The organism is Actinoplanes sp. NPDC049265 (assembly GCF_043197135.1).
In the GTDB taxonomy this organism is placed as follows: domain Bacteria; phylum Actinomycetota; class Actinomycetes; order Mycobacteriales; family Micromonosporaceae; genus Actinoplanes.
In genome coordinates this window covers 497,679-520,055 of the sequence record NZ_JBICSP010000004.1, presented here as the reverse complement: position 1 = coordinate 520,055, position 22,377 = coordinate 497,679, and the positions used below count along the sequence as shown (strand labels likewise).

The following is a 22,377-nucleotide window of genomic DNA, read 5'->3' as shown; positions in this document are numbered from 1 at the left end:
CTCGGCGTTCTCGTCGGCTTCGGCGGCGTGGGGTGCCACGCGGGCGTCGCAGACCTCGCGCACGGCCGCGCGGATCGTCTCGTGGTCCTCGGGCAGTGCGTACACGTCGAACTCGGTCACGGCATTCCCTTCACACGTTGCGGCGGTACTGGCCGCCGACCTCGAAGAACGCGTCGCTGATCTGGCCCAGCGTGCAATGGCGTACGGCCTCCATCAGCGCCTCGAAAACGTTGCCGCCACCGGCCGCGGCGGTCCTCAGCCGCTCCAGCGCGACCGGGGCGTCGCCCGCGTGCCGGGACTTGAAGTCGGCCAGCCGGGTGATCTGCGACTGCTTCTCGGACTCGGTGCCCCGGGCCAGCTCCAGCCGCGGCGACGGCTCGTCCGTCTCCTCCGGCAGGAACGTGTTCACCCCGATGATCGGCAGCGAGCCGTCGTGCTTGCGCTGCTCGTACAGCATGGACTCGTCCTGGATCTTGCCCCGCTGGTAGCCGGTCTCCATCGCGCCCAGCACGCCACCGCGCTCGGCGATCCGGTCGAACTCGGCCAGCACCGCCTCCTCGACCAGATCGGTCAAGGTGTCCACGATGTACGAACCCTGCAGCGTGTTCTCGGTGGCGGCCAGCCCCCACTCGTTGTCGATGATCATCTGGATGGCCAGCGCCCGCCGCACCGACTGGGCCGACGGGGTGGTCACCGCCTCGTCGTACGCGTTGGTGTGCAGGCTGTTGGCGTTGTCGTAGATCGCGCACAGCGCCTGCAGCGTGGTCCGGATGTCGTTGAAGTCCATCTCCTGCGCGTGCAGCGAGCGCCCGGACGTCTGGATGTGGTACTTGAGCTTCTGCGCCCGATCGTCGGCGCCGTAGCGGTCGCGCATGGCGATCGCCCAGATCCGCCGGGCGACCCGGCCGATCACCGTGTACTCGGCGTCCATCCCGTTGGAGAAGAAGAACGACAGGTTGGGCGCGAAGGCGTTCACGTCCATCCCTCGGGCGAGGTACGCCTCCACGTACGTGAATCCGTTGGCCAGCGTGAACGCCAGCTGGCTGATCGGATTGGCGCCGGCCTCGGCGATGTGGTAGCCGCTGATGCTGACCGAGTAGAAGTTGCGGACCCGCCGTTCAATGAACCACTCCTGGATGTCGGCCATGCAGCGGATCGCGAAGTCGGTCGAGAAGATGCAGGTGTTCTGGCCCTGGTCCTCCTTGAGGATGTCGGCCTGCACGGTGCCGCGGACCGTGCTCAGCGTCCGGGCCCGGACGGTCGCGAACTCCTCGTCGTCCGGGGCGCGGCCGTGCTCGTCGGTGAACCGGGCCACCTGCTGGTCGACGGCGGCGTTGAGGAACATCGCGAGGATGGTCGGCGCCGGCCCGTTGATGGTCATCGACACCGACGTGGTCGGGGCGCACAGGTCGAAGCCGGCGTACAGCTCCCGCATGTCGTCGAGCGTCGCGATCGACACGCCGGAGGTGCCCACCTTGCCGTAGATGTCCGGCCTGGGGTCGGGGTCGCGCCCGTACAGGGTGACCGAGTCGAACGCGGTCGACAGCCGCGTCGCCGGCTGGCCCTTGCTCAGCAGATGGAACCGGCGGTTGGTGCGGAACGCGTCGCCCTCACCGGCGAACATCCGCGCCGGCGCCTCGCCCGAGCGCTTGAGCGGGAAGACACCGGCGGTGTACGGGAACGACCCGGGCAGGTTCTCGGCCCGCAGGAACCGGACGGTCTCCCCGTCGTCGCCGTCGCGGGGGAGGGCCACCCGTGGCACCTTGGTCCCGGAGAGGGTCTCGCGGGTCAGCGGCGCGCGCACCTCCCGGTCGCGGACCCGGTAGACGTACTCGTCGCCGGAGTAGGCGGCCCGGGTCGCCGGCCACTGGTCGAGCAACGCCCGGACGTCGCCGTCGAGCTCGCGCTCGGTGGTGCTCAGCAGCTCGGCCACGGCCGTGTCCTCGGGCAGCAGGGCGTGGGTGGTGGCGACGGCCTGACGGCGGCGGGCCACCGTCACCTGCTGGGCGGTACGCCCGTGATAGGAGCGGACCGACTCGGCCACCTCGGACAGGTAGCGCTCGCGCCCCTTGGGCAGCACCGAGCTCAGCCCGGTCGAGACATGCCCCTCGACGGCCGGCAGGATGGCCGGGAACCGGGGCAGCCCGTGCTCGTGGGCCAGGCCCTTGAGGTGGTGGTAAAGGGCGGTCACGCCGTCGTCGTTGAACCGGGCGGCGCTGGTGCCGAAGACCGGCATGTCCTGCCACGGCGTACCGAACACCTCTCGGTTGCGCACCATCTGGCGGGCGACGTCCCGGCGGGCGTCCTCCCCGCCCCGGCGCTCGAACTTGTTGATCGCGACCACGTCGGCGACGTCCAGCATGTCGATCTTCTCGAGCTGGCTGGCCGCGCCGAAGTCGGGCGTCATCACGTACAGCGAGAAGTCGACGTACTCGGTGATGTCGGCGTCGCCCTGGCCGATGCCGGGTGTCTCGACGATGACCAGGTCGTAGCCTGCCGCCTTGGTCGCCGCGACCACGTCGTCGAGCCGCTGGGGCACGTGCCCGTCGCGGCGGCGGGTGGCCAGCGACCGGAAGAAGACGACACCGGGCGCGACGCTGTTCATCCGGATCCGGTCGCCGAGCAGGGCGCCACCGCCGCGCCGCCGGGTCGGGTCGACGGCGATGACCGCGATGCGTACCTTGTCCTCGCTGTCCCGGCGCAGCCGCCGGACCAGCTCGTCGGTCAGCGACGACTTGCCCGACCCGCCGGTCCCGGTGATGCCCAGGACCGGCACGGCCCGGCGGCGGCCGGCCTCGCCCAGTGTCGTGGCCAGCGTGTCGTCGGCCCCGGCCTGCAGCACGGTGATGGCCCGGGCCAGGGCCGCCTCGTCGCCGGCGATGACCGCCTCGGTGTCGACCGGGGCACCGGCGGCCAGATCGACGTCGCAGTCGCGGATCAGCTCGTTGATCATCCCGGGCAGGCCCAGGCGCTGGCCGTCGTGCGGGCTGAAGATGCGCACCCCGCGCGAGGCCAGCAGCTCGATCTCCTCGGGAACGATCGTGCCGCCACCGCCGCCGTACACGTGGACGTGGCCCGCGCCCCGCTCGGCCAGTCGCTCGACCAGGTACGAGAAGAATTCGACGTGCCCGCCCTGGTAGGAGGAGATGGCGACGCCCTGGGCGTCCTCCTGCAACGCGGCGGTGACGATCTCCTCGACGCTGCGGTCGTGGCCCAGGTGGACCACCTCGGCGCCCTGGCTCTGGAGCAGCCGGCGCATGACGTTGATGGCGGCGTCGTGCCCGTCGAACAGGCTCGCGGCGGTCACGAAACGGACGGGATGGTGCGGCACGTGGAGGGCCATGACCAGAATGCTAGGACGTCCGACTATCGTACGTCCACGAGTGTGGAAAAGTAGATAGGATGAGTGACGTGCTGCCTGTCGACCCGATCGCCGAGGCCCGCCGACTCTGGGTCGAGCACGGTTGGGGCGACGCGGCCGACGGGATGGCCGCCGTCACGTCGCTGATGCGGGCCCACCAGATCGCTCTGGCCCGCGTCGAACACGTCCTCAAGCCGCACGGGGTGACCTTCGCCCGGTACGAGTTGCTGATGCTGCTCTACTTCAGCAGCCGGGGCACCCTGCCGATGGCCATGATCGGCGAGCGGCTCCAGGTGCACCCGACCAGCGTCACCAACGCCGTCGACCGGCTCGAGTCGGCCGGCCTGGTCCGCCGTTCACCCCATCCCGGCGACCGCCGGGTCACCATCGTCGAGATCCTCGCGGCCGGCGTCGAGCTGGCCGAGACCGCCACCGCCCAGCTCAACGCCGAGGTCTTCGCCAGCCCGTGGATCTCCACCGGCGACGTTTCGGCCCTCGTCGACACGCTCGCCCGGATGCGCCGCGCGGCCGGGGACTTCTGACCTCGGTCAGCGGCGGGTCAGCTGGCTCAGGGCCGACGATCCCCACCCGGCCGGGTCGTCGCCCGGTGGCATCATCAGCAGGGTCTGCCAGAGGATGAGCACGTCCAGCCAGGTGTCCTCGGCCGGGGTCAGCGGTCGCACCGACCGGTAGCCGGCCCGGAACGCGGCGCGAACCTCGGCCGGCACCGGCCCCCAGTTGTGGTATCGGGTGCCGAGCAGGACCGAGGACCGGGCCAGCTCGACCAGCCGGTGCTCGTGTTGCGCCTCGTCGAAGTCGATGAGCGCGGCCACCTCGCCGCCGGCCCACAGGATGTTGGCCGACCGGAAGTCGAAATGGACCAGCTGCGGCGCGAGTTCGTCGGGCGGTGCGGCGGCGACCATCTCGCGCAGTCCGTCGCGAAGAGCCGGGGGCAGATGGCCGGCCTCGGAGCCGAGCCAGCCGGGTATCCGGTCCGTCAGCGACCTGGCCGCGACGGCCGGGGCGGGCAGCTGGTGGGCGTCCGGGTAGGCGGCCAGGGCGTCGTGCAACCGGGCCAGGAGGGCGCCGGCCGCGCGTACCTGATCGAGATCGTCGGTGTCGAGCAGGTCGCCCTCGATCTCACGCTGCACACCGAGCGAGACGCCGTCGACCTCGACCTGCGGGCGGCCGTCCCGCGCCGGCACCGGCGCCGACACCGGCAGCCCCCGGTCCCGGAGCCAGGCGGTCAGACGAGCCGCGGCGGCCAGGCGCGCGAAACGCTCGGGCACGATCGACCACTTCGCCAGCAGCCGGCCGGTGGGCGTGCCGACCCAGGCCAGCGCGCCGCCGCTGCTCATCACGATCCGCCGGCAGGAGTCGACGCGAAGGCCCCAGTGCTTGTCCAGCGTGTCGGTGACCCAGCCGGCGGCTGCCCGGCCGTCGCCGAAACCGAACCGTTCGCCGAGCGTACGCCCGGGGTCGAGCGGCTCCCACAGCATCTCCAGCACCGGCGTCGGCGATTCGACCATACGGCCCATCCCATCACAGGACCGGCGGCCGTGTCGGAAGGACGACGCCTCACACGGTTCAAACGTCCACTGTGGTGGCATCTTCGGCATGACGTTTTTCATCCACGGGGGCTCCCCGGACAAGGGGGAGCGATGATGTTCGCAGCGAACAGCAGACTGGTCCGGCTGTCGGCCGGGCTCACCGGCGTAGCGGTGGCGCTGACGACGGTGTTGTCGGGCGGCGCCGGGTACGCCAAGCAGCCCGACCCCGCACTCGGCGACGCCGCCCGGGCGGCCCAGCACGCACTCGGCCGCACCGCCGGCCTCGGCCCGGTAACCACGCAGGCCACCGACGAACTGAACTTCGGTGACCTGACCGGGGACGGGAAGGCCGACCTGGCCGCCGTCGACACCGCCGGCCGGCTGTGGGTCTATCCCGGTAAGGCGCTGGTCTATCCGGGCACCGGGCCGCGTTCCACGTCGTACTTCGCGGCGCGGTTCCAGGCCGGTTCCGGCTGGTCCGGCTACTCGTCCCTGGTCCGGCACGGTGACTGGAACAACGACGGCCGGCAGGACATCCTCGCTCGTGACGCGAGCGGCCGGCTGTTCCTGTTCGCCGGCACCGGCACCACGCCGCGGGTCGTGCAGAACGGCGTGCAGGTCGGTGAGGGCTGGAACACCTACGCCGACCTGGTCGGCATCGGGGACGCCAACGGGGACGGTTTCGACGATCTGATGGGCCGGGCCGCGGGCCGGCTGGTCATCTACTACGGCACCGGTGTCGCGACGGCGCCGTTCCGCCGCACCACGGCCACCGGCGGCTCCGGCTGGAACGGCGACCTGCTGACCGCGGTGGGCGACTGGACCGGGGACGGGCACACCGAGTTCCTGTTCCGCAAGTCCAACGACGAGGTCTGGCTCTACCAGGGAACCACCTCCGGTTTCCCGGCCAACGGCCCGGTCCTGCTCTTCGGTCAGGACGACGGCGGCCTGGTCGTCGACCTGGTCGGCATGGGCAACCTGACGTCCGACGCGGTCGTCGACGGCGAGCCGGTCACGCAGCCGCTGCCCGACGTGGTCCTCACCGACAGCGACGGCTTCATGTACGTGCTGGCCCCGGACACCGGCGACGACTTCGACCCGCAGGTCGGCTCCGGCTGGGTGGACTACTTCCTGTTCTGATCGGTACGACAGTCACCGGCCGGGCGTCACGCCCGGCCGGTGACGCCGTCCTGGGAGATGCGACGGCCGAGGTGGTCCCGGGTGCGGGAACGCACCACCGGGTCATCAGCCTCGGGCCGGCTCCCGGGTCGCGCGCGAAGGGGCGAGGTCGCTCGGGCGGCGACCGAGCGCACCAGCATGGCCAGGTGTGCGCCGGCGTCGGTGGCGGTGCGCAGCTCCTGGGTCACATGGTCGGTCCTGGGTGATGTTGAGCTAGGGCACGAGAGCATTCCGAGATTCGTCGTCAGGCAATGCGCATTCGGAGCTTGTTCGCCGGGTCAGGTCGGCGTCACCCGGCCCGGGTGTCGCAGAGCCGACAACAACCACCGAAACGGGCCATTGTGGACGATCACCGTGTGGTGGGAGGGTGCCCTGATGAGGCTTCGCGCACTGGCCGCAGCCGTCCTGGCAGCGGTGCTCATCGTGGTCGTCCCGGCACCGGCGCGAGCCGCCGACGTGCACGTGCTCCCGTTCGACCCGGTCGCCGTCGACGACCCGGAGGCGCTGTTGGAGCTCTACCGGGAGCCGACCGCGGCGGAGCGCGCCCTACCGGTGCCGTCGCGCTGCGGGGCGGGCGCCGCCGACCCGGTGCCGGACGGGCAGCCGATCCGGGTCAGCATGCCGCCCGGCCCGACGTTCACCGTCGGCAGCATCCCGGCCTCGTGGTGGCGCAACCCGCCGTCCGCCGACCCGCTGTGGCGGCTGCAGTTCCTGGGGATGATGTGGGTGCGCCCGCTCGCGGTCCGGGCCGCCCGGGACGATCAGCTCAAGTCGCTCGCCGTGCTCGCCGAGCAGATCGCGGCGTTCCACCGGCAGAATCCCGACCCGAAGACCTCGACGTACGGCTGGGACGAGGGCACGGCGCTGCGCCGGCTGGAGTCGGAGAACTGCCTGTACGCGATAACCCGCTCGGTGTCGCTGAAGCAAGGCATGAACGCCGACGTGGCGGTGCTGCTCAGCTCGCGGTATTACGGCCCGCCGTACCGGCCGGTGCACAACCACGGGCTGATGGCGAACCTGCAGCTGTTCCGCGCCGGGGTGCTGCTCAACAAGACGACCTGGCAGTCGATCGCCGTGCAGCGGCTGACCAGCGAGGCGCCGCAGGCGTTCTCCCGGCTCGGCACGACGTGGGAGCAGGCGTCGGCGTACCAGGGCACCATCGCGGGCCTGTGGGGGCAGGCGGCGGTGGTCCTCGAGGAGCGGCCGGGCTCGGAGGCGGCCGCGGCGTCGATCCGGCGCACGGTCGCCGCCGCCCGCATCGTCGCCCAGTGGATGACCGACCCGGACGGCAAGGTCGTCCAGATCGGCGACTCCGACCTGATCGCCGGGACCCCGAGCACGCTCACCGAGCCCGGCGTGTTCCGCGACGACCAGGCCGGCTGGGTGATCGGGCGCTGGTCCTGGAGCGACCGGGCCACCAGCCACTACACCGTCCGGTACGGCCCGCCGCGGCGCGCGCACGGCCACCACGACCGGGCCGGCGGGGTCACCTGGTCCACCAGGGGCGTCCGGGTGCTGGTCGGCCCGGGCCGGTACACCTCCGATCTCAAGTCCGCCTTCTACGCCTACCAGGTGGGCCCGCGCGGGCAGAACACGGCGATCCCCAGCGGCCCCGCGGTCGGTAACGGCGCCGCCGCGGTCACCGCCTCGCGACTCCGGTCCGCCGCGCACAACTGGACGATCAACGACAAGGTCTACGGCATCGCCCACACCCGCGGCGTCTACGCCACCCGCGACGTCCCCGGCCTCACTGTGTCCGACGTCTTCGCCGGCAACCCCCTGTGGCGGCAGTACTGGCACCTGGACCAGGCCTGGACCCACGTGTCGGGCGGCGCGAACGGCAACCGGCTGGTGTTCGCCCACCCCACCGGGCGGCGGCTCACCATCACCACCACCGGCCTGGTGTCCGGCGTCGTCCGCGGCATCAAGCAGCCGGTGCAGGGCTACAACTTCCCGAACTACGGCATCCGCTACCCGGCCTACGAGATCTCGATCCGCTCGCACGGACGGGCGAGCACCACCTTCGTGGTGAGCTGAGCGCTCCCTACCGTGACCGGGCCGGCGCCGCCGCGCCGCCGGTCGTGGGGCGGTCTCGGCCGGCGTGACGCCGGCCGGCACCGGCAGCCCTCCGCCTTCGGGCCGGCCCGGTCACCGTGCGGCCTGATGCCTCAGGACGCGACGGGCTGGGCGGCGGCCAGGAAGTCGTCGATCCGGTCGGCGGCCATCGGGCGGCCGAAGTGGTAGCCCTGCATGAGCGGGCAGCCCAGCGCACGGAGCCGGTCGGCCTGGTCAGCCGTCTCCACGCCTTCGGCCACGGCCCGCAGGCCCAGCACCCCGGCCAGGTGCAGGATCATCTCGACGATCGCCTCGTCCTCCCGGTCGTGACCGATGCCGGCGACGAACGAGCGGTCGATCTTGAGCGTCTCGACCTGGAACCGGCGCAGATAGGTCAGTGAGGAGTAGCCCGTTCCGAAGTCGTCGAGGGACAGGTGGACGCCGAGCGCGGCGATCGCCCGCAACGTCTCCGCGGCCGCGTGCGTGTCGGCCATCAGGGTGGTTTCGGTGATCTCCAGGGACAGCGCGCCGGGGTCGAGGCCGGTCCGCTCGAGTACGGCGGAGACACTCGCCACGAACGCCGCATCGGCCACCTGGGCGCTGGCCACGTTCACCGCCACGCGCAGTCCCGGGCGGCCCGGCTGCCAGCGTGCCGCCTCCGTGCAGGCCCGGGTCAGGATCTCGGCGCCGAGCGGCACGATCAGGCCGGTGTGCTCGGCCAGCTCGATGAACTCGTTCGGCCCGAGCAGCCCGCGGGCCGGATGGTGCCAGCGGGCGAGCGCCTCGAATCCGGTCACGGTGCCGGTCAGGCTGTCGACGATCGGCTGGAAGTGGGGGCGGATCTGCCCGTCGCTGATGGCCCGGCGAAGTTCCTCCTGGGTCCGTACCCGCAGTTCGACGGCGATCCGCAGGGCTTCGCTGAAGACCTCGACCCGGCCCCGGCCGGAGTGCTTGGCGTGGTACATCGCGACGTCGGCGTCCCGGACCAGGCCGGCCGCGGTCTGGGTGCCGGAGCCGTCGGCGTACGCGATCCCGACGCTCGCCCCGACGGTGACCTCGCGCGCGACGGCATCCGTGCCGGTCACGATCGGGCGGCTCAGCTCGGCCACCACCCGATCCGCGGCGTCGGTGGCCGGGCCGGGGCCGGTGGATCCGGCGCAGAACACCAGGAACTCGTCGCCGGCCAGGCGGGCGACCGCGTCCGTACCGCCGGCGATCGTGGTCAGCCGCCGGGCGATCTCGATGAGCACCTGGTCGCCGATGTGGTGCCCGAGCGAGTCGTTGATCGGCTTGAATCGGTCCAGGTCGATGAAGAGTACGGCCAGCGCGGTGCCGTCGCGCCGGTTGCGGGCCAGCGCCTGCTCCAGCCGGTCGAGCACGAGGGCGCGGTTGGGCAGCCCGGTCAGGGTGTCGTGGGTGGCCTGCTGTTCGAGGCGGTTGGTGGCGGCCTCGGTCCGGGCGACCGTCTCGTTCAGGGCCCGGGCCACGAAACTGAGCTCGTCGCGGGTGTCCACCGCGACCCGCCGGGTGAGATCGCCGGCGGCCACGGCGTGCAGGGTCGCGACGATCCGCCGGATCGGCCAGGCCACCGACAGATAGAAGCCGACGAAGAGGTACGCGGCCAGCAGCGCGGCCAGGCCGGCGGCCAGCTCGACCCGCTGGGCCCGGTCCGAGAACCCGCCGATCCGGACCTCGAGCAGCTGGTCCAGTGACGACGCGGCCTGGGCGGCGAAGTCGGCGGCCGCGGCGCGCACCTGATCCGAGGCGTTCGCCGGCATGTCGCCCGGCCGGCGATCCTTGACCAGGGTGGCGAGGGTGCCGGTGAGCTCGGCGATCGCACCGTCGAGGCGGTCGAACCGCAGGCCGGTCTGCCGGCGTACCTCAGCGTTGGCGGTCTTGGCCGTGATGGTGGCAACGGCGCGGCTGACGGTGGCCCGGGTCGCCGTCAGGACCCCGTTGGTGAGCCCCAGGTCGATCAGCGCGTCGGTCCGGGCGGCGGCCGGCGCCGAGGCCGCGAGCACGGCGAGATCCGCGCTGCGGCCCGCGTTGTCGAGCACCAGGGGTAGCCGGAACTGCAGCGTGTCCATCAGGTAGTAGCTGTCCAGGTCCGGGTCGAGGGTCAGGTTGGAAGCGTCGCCGACGCGCACGATCAGATCGAGGATCGACTGCATCGCCGCGTTGTAGGCCTGGTAACGCGCCCCGGCTGGACCGGTGGCCCGCTGCGCGGTCAGGATCTGCCCGCGGGTGGCCGCCCACGCGTCGCCGATGCCCAGCTTCGCGGCCCGGCGCCGGTCGGCCGCGTCGACGGCGGTGATCGCCCGGTCCAGCGGCACCGCGGTGCGGTCGCCGAGGACCGCGACGTGGCGCGCTTCGACGACCCGGGAGGCCAGATCGACCAGCGGAGCCAGGTACGCGACGCCGTCACGTTCCTTGGCGCTGAAGGCGACCTGGTCGCGCTGCAGTTCGACGTACGCCGTGGCGACGAATCCCAGCGGAATCAGCAGCACCAGCCCCACCACGACGAACTTCTGCGCGTACCGCAACCGCCCGATGATCGCGGCGGCCGCGCCGAAGAGCAGGCCGACGGCGCGCGTGACCACGCTCCTCGTCCTCGGTCGGCCACGGCGGGACGTCACTGAATGCTCATCGGCCCCGGCCCGCGCACCCTGAGACAATTCCCCGGCGAGCTGACCGGGTGTCAGGTCGCGAGCCCGTAGCGGCGATCGGCGCGCCGGCGCGAAGCCGGTGGTCCGTGGCCGGAAACCGTCTGTCGACCGGTCGCCACCCAAACCTTCGAGATCAGGTGCTTCGGGTACGGGGAGACCGGGGCATGGTCGCCCTCCGCGAGCGCCGCCGAGTCGCTCTACCAGCGGGCGCCGTCGCGGCCGTCCTCGACACCGGTGAACCCCTCGGCCTCAGGACCCGACGAAAGTCGGGCTCGAACCGGCCGGCTGAGCCGTTACCGTCCGACCTGGAGGGTCACGTCGGCCCGGTGTCCGCCGGACCCGATCGGCCGGAGGGCGGGCCCGCCGCCCGGCGAGCCGTCGGTCAGCCGGAGCGCGACGTCAACGTGCCGGGACCGGCTCCTCGGGCACGATCGCGGCGAGCAGGGACATCACCGATTCGGTGATCGCCGGGAGGTCGGTGTGGTCGCTGCTCTCCAGCCACTGCCGGTACGCCGTACGGAACACCTGGCTCCCGGTGTTGGCCGCGAGCTCGGCGATGTCGGGGTCGATTCCGCGCTCGCAGAGGGCCCGGCGCAACCCGTCGGCCATCTGGTGCTGCTTGATCAGGTCGCGTTCCAGGAGCCGGGGGTTCGACGCGATCAGGCGCCTCCGCTGCAGCATGACCTCTCGGGTTCCGAGCTTCTCCCAGTCGTAGCCGGCCAGGGTTCGTGTCACCACCCGGAGCGGCTGAGTCAGGTCGTCGGTCCGCAGCAGTTCCTGGATGATCTCCTCGTTGAGGGCGGCCGCGTCGGCGAAGAGGACCTCTTCCTTGTCCGGGAAGTACCGGAAGAAGGTCCTGGTGGTGACGCGTGCGAGTTTCGCGATCTGGACCGCGCTGGTGGCCTCGAAGCCCTGCTGCTGGAACAGCTGCATGGCGGCCTGTTTCATCCGCTCCTCACTGCCTTGTTCCCACCGGGGCATGGCGTCAGGTTACCTGCCTCGACGAGCTCACCGGAGACGCTGGGCCAGGAACAACGCCGCCCGGTCGAGGGCCTGGTCGGCCTCGTCGAGGATGCCCGCGAAGGATTGAAAGACGTGCGGGACGTCGGAGGTGATGTCGAGTACGGCGTCCACGCCGGCGGCGATGGCCCGTGTCGCCAGCCGGACCGAGTCGTCGAGCAGGACTTCGTTCGTACCCGCCTGAAGCAGCAGCGCCGGAAAGCCGGTCAGGTCGGCGGACACGGCGGGGCTCAGAAGTGGATCCCGCGCGTCGTGGCCGGCGCGGTACATGCCGCCGATCGGACCGAGCATCTCACGGGTGAAGATGGGGTCGATTCCCGCTTTGGCGTCCATGCTGTCGCCGCTGAGGGTCAGGTCGAACGAGCCGGAGAAGGCCACGACCGCGGCCGGGGCGGCCAGGCCGGATTCCCGGGCCCGTAGCGTGGTCGTGACGGCGAGGGAGCCGCCGGCCGAGTCGCCGGCGAGGGCGATGCCGGCGGGGTCGGCTCCGCTTTCCAGCAAAGCCTGGTACGCGTTGGTGCCGTCGTCGATCGCGGCCGGGTACGGATGTTCGGGTGCCAGCCGGTAGTCGACGGACAGCGCCCTCATCCCGGTCCGGGTGACCAGGGCGGCGGTCAGGGCCAGCGCGGTCTCCGGTGAGCCGAGGCTCCAGGCGCCGCCGTGGAAGTACAGGATCGTTCCCGGGTGTGCCGGTCCGATGGGCTCGACGATCAGGGCCCGGCGGTCGCCGAGGGCGGTCTCGGAGGTGCGGATCCCGTCCGGGACCGGCATCCGGGTCTGTGCCGTGGCGTAGCCCGCGCGCATCTCCTCCACGTTCCGCGGCTGCGGGCGGGGCTGCCGCAGGATCGCGTCGATCTCTGCTTTTTGCGACTTGCTCATGTGCTGTCCTGCGCTTTCTCTCTCAGCGACCGATGTCGCGCCGGGACATAAAAATAGCTGATGTCGCGTCGAGACATCAAGTGCTAGTGTGATGTCACGGCGCGACAACAGGAGGATGGCCATGACGTTCGACCCAGTGGTTCTCCGGGAGAAGTACCGCCAGGAGCGGGACAAGCGGCTCCGGCCCGACGGCAACACGCAGTACCTGGACGTGAGCGGAGACCATGCCCGCTTCGCGGCCGACCCGTACCTGGAGTCGAGCCCCGGAGGCCAGGCTCGCGAAGCCCGGTTCGCGGAGGTGGACGCGCTCATCCTCGGTGGGGGCTGGGCCGGGCTGACCATGGCGGTACGACTGCAGCAGGCCGGCGTACGCGATTTCCTGATCGTCGACCAGGCCGGCGACTTCGGCGGGGTCTGGTACTGGAACCGGTATCCCGGTGTGCGCTGCGACATGGAGTCGTACATTTACATGCCGTTGCTCGAAGAGATCGGGACGATGCCGACGGAGAAGTACTCCGGCGGCCCGGAGATGCTCGAACACGCCCGGGCGATCGGACGCCACTTCGACCTCTACCCGCGGGCCCTGCTCGGCACGACCGTCACCGCGGTCACCTGGAACGAGGAACTCTCCCGGTGGGTGGTGACGACCGATCGGGGTGATGTGCTGCACGCGCGGTTCGTGATGGTCGGGACCGGCCCGCTGAACCGGCCGAAGCTGCCGGGCATCAAAGGGATCGAGACCTTCCGGGGACCGGCCTTCCACTCCAGCCGCTGGGACTACCGGGTCACCGGCGGCGACTGGAACGGTGATCTCGACAAGCTGGCGGACAAGCGGGTCGCGTTGATCGGCACCGGCGCGAGCAGCATCCAGATCCTGCCGCGGCTGGCCGGCAGCGCGCGGCAGGTGTACGTGTTCCAGCGCACCCCACCGGTGGTCAACGCCCGCAACAATCGGCCGACCGACCCGGAGTGGTACCGGGGTCTCGAGCCCGGCTGGCAACGCCGTCGCATGGACCGTTTCGTCGAGGTGATGGCCGGCCTCCCGGTCGAGGACCCCGTCGACGACGAGGCCACCCGGATGGCCCGACGGGTGGCCGCGGCGGTCCGGAGCGGCTCGGGTGGCGCCCCGAACCTCGCCGCGATGCAGGCCGTCGACTTCGCCAAGATGGAAGAGATCCGGCAGCGGGTGAGCGACATCGTCGATGATCCGGGTACGGCCAAACTGCTGCAGCCCTGGTTCGACTACTACTGCAAGCGGCCGCTGTTCAGCGACGACTACTACCCGGCCTTCAACAACGAAAACGTCGTCCTGGTCGACACCGACGGCCGCGGAGTCGATCACATCACCGAGCGCGGCGTCGTTGTCGACGGGGTCGAGTACGAGGCCGATCTGATCATCTACTCCACCGGGTTCGACGCGAACGCCTACACCGACAAGGCCGGCGGGTACCAGCTGACCGGGCGGGGCGGGATGACCCTGGCCGAGCACTGGCAGCACGGGGTGCGCAGCCTGCACGGCATGATGACCACCCACTTCCCGAACTTCTTCGTGCTCGGCGGAGTCGAGCAGGCGTCCATTTCGATCAACCTGCCGCACGTCACCTCACGTCAGGCCGAGCACGTCGCGTCCCTGGTCGCCCGCTTCGTGGACACCGGTGTCACTGTCGCCGAGGTCACCGCCGAGGCTGAGCAGCGGTGGGCCGACGAACTGGCCCGGGTGCACATCGACCGCTCCCGGTTCGAGGCCGAGTGCACCCCGAGCTACTACAACAACGAGGGCAAGGTCGACGACCCCAAGCCCACCGTGATGGGCGGCCAGTACGGTCGCGGACCCATCGGCTATCTCGCCGTACTGCGCGAGTGGGCCGCCGCCGGCGTGGACCGCGACCTCAGCATGACCACGGCCGGTGGCGTGGAAAGCGTTCCCGGAGGTGGGCGGTGAACCTCGCCGGCAACCTCGTGCACGGCGCTCACCAGTTTCCCGGCCGCCCGGCGATCCGGCTGCACGAGACAGTCCTCACGTACGCCGATCTCGATCGTCGCAGTGCCGCCGTCGCGGCCATGCTCGCCGCCCGTCAGGTGCGCCCGGGCGATCGGATCGCCGTGATGCTGCCCAACGTGCCCGAGTTCGCGGTCGTGTACCACGCGATCCTGCGCGTCGGTGCCGTCGTCGTACCGATGAATCCGCTGTTGAAAGAGCGCGAGGTCAGCTACTGCCTTGGCGACTCGCAAGCTCGGATGATCTTCGCCGGGGAGGGATGCGCCGAGGCCGCCAACGCCGGCGCGGCCCGATCCGGCATCGACTGCACGGTCGTCGAGGACGGTTTCGGCGCCGCTCTGCCGCTGCCCGGCGACCGGCGGGTCCGCGACCGGGAGCCCTCCGACACCGCCGTCATCCTCTACACCTCGGGCACGACCGGTCAGCCCAAGGGCGCGGAGCTGACCCACGCCAACCTGGCCACCAACGCGGAGGTCTCGGCGGAGCTGTTCCGGCTCGGGCCGGACGACGTGATCTTCGGAGGGCTCCCGCTGTTTCACTCGTTCGGCCAGACCTGCGGCCTCAACGCCACGATCCGGGCCGGAGCCGGCCTGACGCTCGTACCGCGATTCGTCCCCGACGTCGTGCTCGACGTGCTCGCCCGGCACCGGGTCACGGTCTTCGAAGGCGTGCCGACCATGTACGTCGCGCTGCTACGCGCGGCCGAGGCGGCGAACGGACCGGCCGCCCTCGGCGCGCTGCGCGTCTGCGTCTCCGGCGGGGCCGCGTTGCCGGTGGAGGTGCTGCACGGCTTCGAGAAGACGTTCGAGTGCACGGTCCTGGAAGGGTACGGCCTGTCCGAGACCTCGCCGGTCGCCTCGTTCAACCACCCCGGCCGGCCGCGCAAACCCGGCTCCATCGGCACCCCCATCCGCGGCGTGCGGATCCGCTTGGTCGATGACGCCGGCGCCGACGTGCCGCCCGGCGAGATCGGTGAGATCGCCATCCGCGGCCACAACGTGATGAAGGGGTACTGGCGCCGCCCGGAGGCGACCGCCGAGGCGATCCCCGACGGCTGGTTCCGCAGCGGCGACCTGGCCCGGATCGACGACGAGGGATACCTCTTCATCGTCGACCGCAAGAAGGAGCTGATCATCCGCGGCGGGCACAACGTCTATCCACGTGAGATCGAGGAGGTCCTCTACGAACATCCCGCGGTGCTCGAGGCGGCGGTCGTCGGCATCCCCGACCCCGCGCTCGGTGAGGAGGTCGGCGCGGCCGTCGTGCTGCGACCCGGCGCCACGGAAACCGTCGAGAACCTGAAGGCGCACGTCAAGAACCAGGTCGCGGCGTACAAGTACCCCCGCCACGTCTGGCTGCTGGACGCGCTGCCCAAAGGGCCGACCGGCAAGATCCTCAAGCGCGAGATCAACCCGCCGACGGCCGATGTCCACGCCGGATAGCGGGGGAGGGGTGCCCACGGTCCCGGCCGGGCATCCCCGCCGGTGGGCCATCCTCGGCGTACTCGTCATCAGCCTGCTCGTCGTGGTGCTCGACAACACCGTGCTCAACGTGGCGCTGCGAACCATCGCCGACCCCGGACACGGCCTCGGCGCCCGGCACAGCCAGCTCGAGTGGGCGATCAACTCGTACACGCTGGTCTTCGCCGGCCTGCTCTTCACGGCCGGTATCCTCGCTGACCGGTTCGGCCGCCGGCTCAGCCTGATCACCGGTCTGACCATCTTCGGCGGCGCGTCGCTGGTCTCGGCCTACGCGGGCTCGCCGGACCAGCTGATCGCCGCCCGCGCGGTGATGGGGCTCGGCGCCGCCGCGGTCATGCCGGCGACACTGGCGATCATCACGCAGGTCTTCGAACCGGGCGAGCGCGGCCGGGCGATCGGCCTGTGGGCGGGCGCCGTCGGTGTCGGTACCGCGATCGGGCCGATCGTCGGCGGCCTGCTGCTCGAGCACTTCTGGTGGGGCTCGGTCTTCCTGATCAACGTGCCCGTCGTGGTGGCCGGTGTGGTGCTGGTCGCGATCCTCGTCCCGGAGTCACGGGACCCTCGGCCCGGCCGCATCGACGTCGCCGGCGTGCTCATGTCGATCGTCGGCCTGACGCTGCTGACGTACGGCGTCATCAGCGGCGGTGAGGACGGCTTCGGCCAGTGGTACGCGTGGTCCGCCATCGCCACCGCGGCCGTCGTGCTCACCTGCTTCGTGCTCTACCAGCTGCGCATCGACTACCCGTCGCTGGACGTCCGGCTGTTCGCCGACCGGCGGTTCTCGGCCTCGAGCGCCGTGATCGGACTGACCTTCTTCGCCTCGACCGGCTCGATGTTCTTCGGCGCGTTCTACCTGCAACTGGTACGCGGCTACGGCCCGCTGGCCTCCGGCGCGCTGCTCCTGCCGCTCGCGGTCGGCCAGATGGTCTTCGCACCGCTCAGCGCCACGGCGGTCAGACGGTTCGGTCCCAAGCTGGTCGGCCTGGCCGGGCTCACGCTGATCGCCCTCAGCCGGGTGCCCTGGCTCCTCATCGACGGCGACGCGCCGATCGGGCTCGTCGCCGCGTCGTTCTTCGTCATGGGCGTCGGGATGGCCAACGTCATGCCCCCCGCGACCGAGGTGATCATGTCGGCCGTGCCGCGGGAGAAGGCTGGGGCTGGTTCCGCCGTCAGCAACACCATCCGGCAACTGGGCGGCGCGCTCGGCGTGGCCACCCTCGGGGCGGTGCTGTCCTCGGCGTACCGGAGTCACCTGGGCGCCGCGGCCGACGGCCTGCCGCCCACCGCGGCCGCCGACGCCCGCGAGTCGATCTCCGGCGCGTACGGCGTGGCCGAGCCGGCCGGGCCGGCCGGAGCGCAGTTGCTCGAACGGGCGAACGACGCGTTCATCACCGCGATGCACTACGCGTCGGCCGGCACCCTCATCGCCGTGCTGAGTGCGGCGACGGCGCTGCTCTGGCTCCCCGGGTGGCGCCCGGTGCCCGCACCCGCCGCCACCCCGGCCGAGGCGCCGGTCGGGGACCGGGGCCTTCCGGTGGGTGGAGGCGGGTAACCGGCCCTGCCACCGGACGGCGGGCCGGAATCCGCCGGGGAGGATCCGTGGGGCGTCGGGCACATCGGCCCTCGCCCTTTGGATGATCGCCTCTGCCGAGGACGACACCTCCGCGGGACACTCATCGGTGTTTCTTGCGGAGACCCACCCGTCTTCGGCACCTGTGCCACGTGAGGAGACCGCGATGAGAACAATCCGCGTTATCGCCGTGGCGGCTCTGCTGCTGCCCGGCGTCGCGACCGTCGCCCGGACCGCGGCGACCGACGACACACCACCGGCGGTCGAGTCGATCGAGTTCAGCCGGGAGCGGCTCGAGGTAAGCGGTCTCGACGTCAAACTCCTCGTTGTGACAGTCCACCTCACGGACGAGACGGGGGTCCTCGAGTGGGACTCCGTCGATCGAGGACACTTCCCGGCGCTTGCGATCGCCGGCCAGTACGTGTCGCTCAGTCTGGGCCGTGGCACCTCACAGGACGGCTGGTACACCGGCGGTGTCGCTGTCACCTCGGGCTGGCCGGCCACCAACCGGCCGACCCGGGCCGCCGTGATGGACACAGAGGGGAACGAAGCGTTCGTCGACCTGGCCACGGGCGGCATCGACCTGCCGACGGTGGCCGTCGACAGCTCGAACCACCCGAATCTGAAGCTGCTCGTCACACCGGACCCGGCCACCATCGGCGACGCGATCACCAGAACCGTCAAGGTCACCGACGCGGCCGGAAGAGTGTGGCCGGGTGTCCCGGTTCAGGTGCGCTACGACAACGAATGCGTTGAGTACCTCACGTCGGCACCAGACGGCCGGACCAACGCCTCGGGTGTCTACACCGCCCCGCGGTGGCCCGCCGGACAGAACTACGAATTCGGAATCTGCGCAATGATCGTCAGCGAGTCCAACGTGCCCGAGCAGGGACCGACGTTCATCGCCGGGACCTCGTCCGCTGTCACCTACCGCTACAAGGTCGCTGCCGTTCCCGCCGCGACTTCGGTTCCGGCCGGTACGAACGTCGAAGTCAACGGCAACTTGCAGCCGGCACAGCAGCGTAAGGAACTTCAGCTCCAGCGGCTCTACAGCGGCGGCGAATGGCGCACCGTCAACCGCGGTTCGACCCGGGCCAGCTCTCGGTTCACCATCATCGCCACTCCACCCGGCTCGGCGACCTACTCGTATCGTGTCTTCGCCCCGGCCGGGGACCACCGGGCCGCCGCGACATCACCGGTCTTCACCATCCGCGGCACCTGAGGGTGCCGAGGCTAGCCCGGCCCGGCGAGAGCCGGGATTCATTCAGATGGTCGCTCCGACCGGTGTGGAAGGTGCACCTGCCCCGCGCGGGCCTGCACCGACCCCGCGTCCTGGGTCGCATCTCGCTGTCCATGCTCTCTCTTGATCTCCCCTTTACGGATTCCCGTCGCATACCGTTCAAGATTGGCGGTAACCCGGTCCGAATAGTTAGGCCACGAAAGAAAGGACTTCGGTCCATGAGTATGTGGCTATTGGCCCGAGCGACCAAGTATTAATGCTCTGCTCCGGACGGTCTACTGTGGTGCAATGCGCACATCGAGAATAGCCTCTGACAGTTTCGGCTAACGCGACCTATTGTCGGTCTCGAAAGTATTCCTCACGGGCCCCCCTGGTGACCTTGCTCGTCAACGGGGGTACCCCGGACAAAGGGAGCGATGATGCTCACAGGAAAGAGGAGACTGTTCCGACTGTCAGCCGGACTCACCGGCGTCGCAGTGACGCTGGCGATGGCGTTGTCGGGCGGGGCCGGGTATGCGCAGCCGCCCAAGCCAGCGCTCGGCGACGCCGCCCGGGCGGCCCAGCATACGCTGGCCAGTGCAAGCGACCTCGGCACGGCCGCCGCTCCGCGGGCCACGGACGAACTGACGTTCGGTGACCTGACCGGGGACGGGAAGGCCGACCTGGCCGCCGTCGACACCGCCGGCCGGCTGTGGGTCTATCCCGGTAAGGCGCTGGTCTATCCGGGCACCGGGCCGCGTTCCACGTCGTACTTCGCGGCGCGGTTCCAGGCCGGTTCCGGCTGGTCCGGCTACTCGTCCCTGGTCCGGCACGGTGACTGGAACAACGACGGCCGGCAGGACATCCTCGCTCGTGACGCGAGCGGCCGGCTGTTCCTGTTCGCCGGCACCGGCACCACGCCGGGCGTCGTGCTCAACGGCATCCAGGTGGGTACGGGTTGGAACACCTACGCCGACCTGGTCGGCATCGGGGACGCCAACGGGGACGGTTTCGACGATCTGATGGGCCGGGCCGCGGGCCGGCTGGTCATCTACTACGGCACCGGTGTCGCGACGGCGCCGTTCCGCCGCACCACGGCCACCGGCGGCTCCGGCTGGAACGGCGACCTGCTGACCGCGATCGGCGACTGGACTGGGGACGGGCATACCGAGTTCCTGTTCCGCAACGTCAACGACGAGGTGTGGATCTACCGCGGAAGCACGTCCGGGTTCCCGGCGAACAACCCGACCCGGCTCTTCACGGGCGACGACGGCAGCTTGATCGCCTACCTGGTCGGCATGGGCAACCTGACGTCCGACGATGGCACGCAGCCTCTGCCCGATGTGGTCTTCACCGATGGCGACGGCTTCCTGTACGCATTTGCCGTGGACACCGCTGACGACTTCGACCCGCTGGTCGGCTTCGGATGGAGCGACTACCAACTGTTCTGACCGCCAGGGCAGTCATCCAGCCGGCCGGGCGTGACGCCTGCCGGTGACAGAAACAAAAGGCCGGTCGCCGGGTGACGGCACGCTGCGATTCTCGCCCCCAGGCGACCGGCCCCGGAATTCTGAGCGCCGGATATCGGCGCCTCGATCCTCGCGCCGCCGAACCGCCGTCGGCCGGCGGGAAAGCGGCCTTCGGAGCAGGGGCCCGTCAGCTGAGCGCCGCCGGCCTCACCGGCCCGTCCTCGGACGGTGCCGGTGAGGCCGGCGGGATGCGGAACGGACCGGACCGGCGGGTGATCAGGTCGATTCTGGTCAGCAGGGCGAAACCCACCATCGCACCGATCGTGTTGGCCAGCAGGTCGTTGACATCGGCCATGTCGCCGCTGCTCAGGAACACGTTGGTGAGCAGCTGAACGATCTCGATGGCCGCGCTGAACAGCAGCCCGGCCAGTGCGACCCGCCGCATGGTGTCGATCCGCGTGAACAGGGGCAGGAGAACGCCCAGCGGGATCATCATGATGATGTTGAGTACGAACGTCCGTACGTCGATCGTCAGCACCGGGATCCAGGCGAACTTCTCGTACCAGGGGACCCGGTTGGCGTACGAACCCAGCGCGATCTGCAGTGGCAACGTCGTCACGCGCAGCACCGCCGCCAGGTAGACCGCCGCCGCGACAACTGTCATCGCCCGGGCCGGAGTCATCCGGCCGCCCTTGCGCAGCCGGAGCAGGCCGATGGTGACGAGGACGGCGACCAGGGGGAGGAGTACGGGGATCGCGGGTATTTCGGTCTGCACATTCACGCCGACGATTGTGGACGGCCGCCATCCCCAGCGTATCTGCCGAAAGTTGGATAAACGGCGGGAACAGGTTCTGGCGCATGCGCTCGATCACGGCGGAGTCGATCCCGGTGTTCTGCGCGACGGCGGCCACGGCGGGTCTTGCTTCCTGACACCGGACGACAGGCGGCCTAGGCTCGCGCTCGTGACCGACGGCGACTGGCGGGATGGCGGATTCAGGCAGCGCCGGCCTTCCGCGGAGACTCTGGCCTGGGTCGAGGCGTCGATGGGGCCGGGTAGTCGCGTCGTCGGGTGTCGCCGGCTGACCGGTGGCGTCTGCTCCGCGGTGAACCGGCTGGCGGTCGAGCGACGCGGAGTGCGGACGTTCGTGGTGCTGCGGCAGTACCCGGGCGGGCTGGACCTGCGGCCGAGCTTGGAGAAGGAGATCGCCAACCTCGGTGTGGTGGCGGGGAGCGGGCTCCCGGTTCCGGGCATCGTGGCTACCGATGTCGCCGGCGCGTCGACCGGGGGCGCGCCGTCGTTGCTGATGACCCGGCTGCCGGGGCGGGTTGACCTCAATCCGGCGGAACCCCGGTCGTGGCTGACCAGGATCGCCGAGATGGCCGCACTGGTGCACTCCCTCGACCTTCCGGCGAAGACGCTCAGGCCTTGGGCCGATTCCTGGATCGCCGCCCGGGACGGGTTTCGGGTGCCGGTCGGGGCACAGAGGCCGGCGGTGTGGACGGCGGCGTTCGATGTCATGAAGTCGCCGCCGCCGAAGGACACCGCCGTCTTCCTGCACTGCGATCTGCTGCCGGTCAACCTGCTGTGGTCGCGCGGGAGGATCACCGGGCTGACCGACTGGAACTCCATCCATCGGGGGTCGCGCGCGATTGACGTCGGGCACTGCCGGCGATATCTGGCGGCGCTCTACTCGCCCGAGTGGGCGGAGCGGCTCCGGTCGCTCTACATGTCGATCGCCGGGGTGACGCTCGATCCGTGGTGGGACCTGTATGCCCTGCTGCACTACGACGACAGCGGGCCGAAGTGGATCCGGGGCCAGGTCGCCGGGCGTCGGCCCGTCGATGTGCCGGGCATGACCGCCCGGGTCGAGGTCGTTGTCGAGGCGGCGTTACGACGTCTCGGATAGCCGCGTTGGTTGTACTCTCAAC

General features: G+C 70.7%; 17 protein-coding genes. 9 read left to right on the top strand and 8 right to left on the bottom strand.

Going from position 1 to position 22,377, the window contains the following annotated elements; translation table 11 throughout:
- Together ACGFIO_RS14545 and icmF are read right to left on the bottom strand one after the other, a co-directional pair.
- Window positions 1-120: acyl-CoA dehydrogenase family protein (locus tag ACGFIO_RS14545; protein ID WP_392826424.1), on the bottom strand; the 120-nt coding region annotated here is incomplete at its 3' end.
- A gap of 10 nt (window positions 121-130) precedes the next feature.
- Complete coding sequence (gene icmF / locus ACGFIO_RS14540) at window positions 131-3,343, bottom strand: fused isobutyryl-CoA mutase/GTPase IcmF (RefSeq protein WP_392826410.1); 3,213 nt, start codon at window positions 3,341-3,343, stop codon at window positions 131-133.
- Window positions 3,344-3,402: 59 nt separating this feature from the next.
- Here icmF and ACGFIO_RS14535 point away from each other — a divergent pair, with 59 nt between their 5' ends.
- Entirely contained in the window at window positions 3,403-3,903 is a 501-nt protein-coding gene (locus ACGFIO_RS14535; RefSeq protein ID WP_392826408.1) for a MarR family winged helix-turn-helix transcriptional regulator, read from the top strand.
- Window positions 3,904-3,909: 6 nt separating this feature from the next.
- Here the strand turns inward: ACGFIO_RS14535 and ACGFIO_RS14530 are convergent, their stop codons facing one another.
- Window positions 3,910-4,890, bottom strand: a complete 981-nt coding sequence (locus ACGFIO_RS14530; protein ID WP_392826407.1) for a phosphotransferase — start codon at window positions 4,888-4,890, stop codon at window positions 3,910-3,912.
- 132 nt (window positions 4,891-5,022) lie between these two features.
- Between ACGFIO_RS14530 and ACGFIO_RS14525 the strand changes: the two genes are divergently transcribed.
- A complete protein-coding gene (locus ACGFIO_RS14525) occupies window positions 5,023-6,051 on the top strand; it encodes an FG-GAP repeat domain-containing protein (RefSeq protein WP_392826406.1) in 1,029 nt (342 codons plus the stop codon).
- Window positions 6,052-6,077: 26 nt separating this feature from the next.
- On the opposite strand, the gene ACGFIO_RS14520 is transcribed toward ACGFIO_RS14525, so the two are convergent.
- Entirely contained in the window at window positions 6,078-6,278 is a 201-nt protein-coding gene (locus tag ACGFIO_RS14520; RefSeq protein WP_392826404.1) for a hypothetical protein, read from the bottom strand.
- 187 nt (window positions 6,279-6,465) lie between these two features.
- On the opposite strand from ACGFIO_RS14520, the gene ACGFIO_RS14515 reads away from it, so the two are divergent.
- Window positions 6,466-8,127 carry a hypothetical protein gene (locus tag ACGFIO_RS14515; protein ID WP_392826403.1) on the top strand — a complete coding sequence of 554 codons (1,662 nt, stop codon included), beginning with the start codon at window positions 6,466-6,468 and terminating at the stop codon, window positions 8,125-8,127.
- Window positions 8,128-8,258: 131 nt separating this feature from the next.
- On the opposite strand, the gene ACGFIO_RS14510 is transcribed toward ACGFIO_RS14515, so the two are convergent.
- The 3 genes from ACGFIO_RS14510 to ACGFIO_RS14500 form a co-directional block, all read right to left on the bottom strand.
- On the bottom strand, window positions 8,259-10,745 hold the full coding sequence (locus ACGFIO_RS14510; RefSeq protein ID WP_392826402.1) for a putative bifunctional diguanylate cyclase/phosphodiesterase: 2,487 nt from the start codon (window positions 10,743-10,745) through the stop codon (window positions 8,259-8,261).
- 465 nt (window positions 10,746-11,210) lie between these two features.
- The gene (locus ACGFIO_RS14505) at window positions 11,211-11,792 is read right to left on the bottom strand and encodes a TetR family transcriptional regulator (RefSeq protein WP_392826400.1); all 582 of its coding nucleotides are present in this window, start codon (window positions 11,790-11,792) and stop codon (window positions 11,211-11,213) included.
- 27 nt (window positions 11,793-11,819) lie between these two features.
- Complete coding sequence (locus tag ACGFIO_RS14500) at window positions 11,820-12,710, bottom strand: alpha/beta hydrolase (protein ID WP_392826398.1); 891 nt, start codon at window positions 12,708-12,710, stop codon at window positions 11,820-11,822.
- A gap of 121 nt (window positions 12,711-12,831) precedes the next feature.
- On the opposite strand from ACGFIO_RS14500, the gene ACGFIO_RS14495 reads away from it, so the two are divergent.
- The 5 genes from ACGFIO_RS14495 (at window position 12,832) to ACGFIO_RS14475 (ending at window position 20,430) form a co-directional block, all read left to right on the top strand.
- Window positions 12,832-14,652 carry a flavin-containing monooxygenase gene (locus ACGFIO_RS14495; protein WP_392826397.1) on the top strand — a complete coding sequence of 607 codons (1,821 nt, stop codon included), beginning with the start codon at window positions 12,832-12,834 and terminating at the stop codon, window positions 14,650-14,652.
- Window positions 14,649-16,151 (top strand): long-chain fatty acid--CoA ligase, encoded by a 1,503-nt coding sequence (locus ACGFIO_RS14490; RefSeq protein ID WP_392826396.1) that lies wholly within the window; start codon window positions 14,649-14,651, stop codon window positions 16,149-16,151. The genes ACGFIO_RS14495 and ACGFIO_RS14490 overlap by 4 nt, the downstream gene beginning before the upstream one ends.
- Window positions 16,152-16,161: 10 nt before the next feature.
- Window positions 16,162-17,742 carry an MFS transporter gene (locus ACGFIO_RS14485; protein ID WP_392826395.1) on the top strand — a complete coding sequence of 527 codons (1,581 nt, stop codon included), beginning with the start codon at window positions 16,162-16,164 and terminating at the stop codon, window positions 17,740-17,742.
- A gap of 184 nt (window positions 17,743-17,926) precedes the next feature.
- Entirely contained in the window at window positions 17,927-18,982 is a 1,056-nt protein-coding gene (locus tag ACGFIO_RS14480; RefSeq protein ID WP_392826394.1) for a hypothetical protein, read from the top strand.
- Window positions 18,983-19,476: 494 nt separating this feature from the next.
- On the top strand, window positions 19,477-20,430 hold the full coding sequence (locus ACGFIO_RS14475; protein WP_392826392.1) for an FG-GAP repeat domain-containing protein: 954 nt from the start codon (window positions 19,477-19,479) through the stop codon (window positions 20,428-20,430).
- A 205-nt stretch (window positions 20,431-20,635) separates the two neighbouring features.
- Here ACGFIO_RS14475 and ACGFIO_RS14470 read toward each other — a convergent pair whose 3' ends face one another.
- Window positions 20,636-21,229, bottom strand: coding sequence for a VanZ family protein (locus tag ACGFIO_RS14470; RefSeq protein WP_392826390.1), 594 nt, complete (start codon window positions 21,227-21,229; stop codon window positions 20,636-20,638).
- Between the two features lie 181 nt (window positions 21,230-21,410).
- Between ACGFIO_RS14470 and ACGFIO_RS14465 the strand changes: the two genes are divergently transcribed.
- Window positions 21,411-22,355 carry a phosphotransferase family protein gene (locus ACGFIO_RS14465; RefSeq protein ID WP_392826389.1) on the top strand — a complete coding sequence of 315 codons (945 nt, stop codon included), beginning with the start codon at window positions 21,411-21,413 and terminating at the stop codon, window positions 22,353-22,355.
- Window positions 22,356-22,377: the final 22 nt, after the last annotated feature.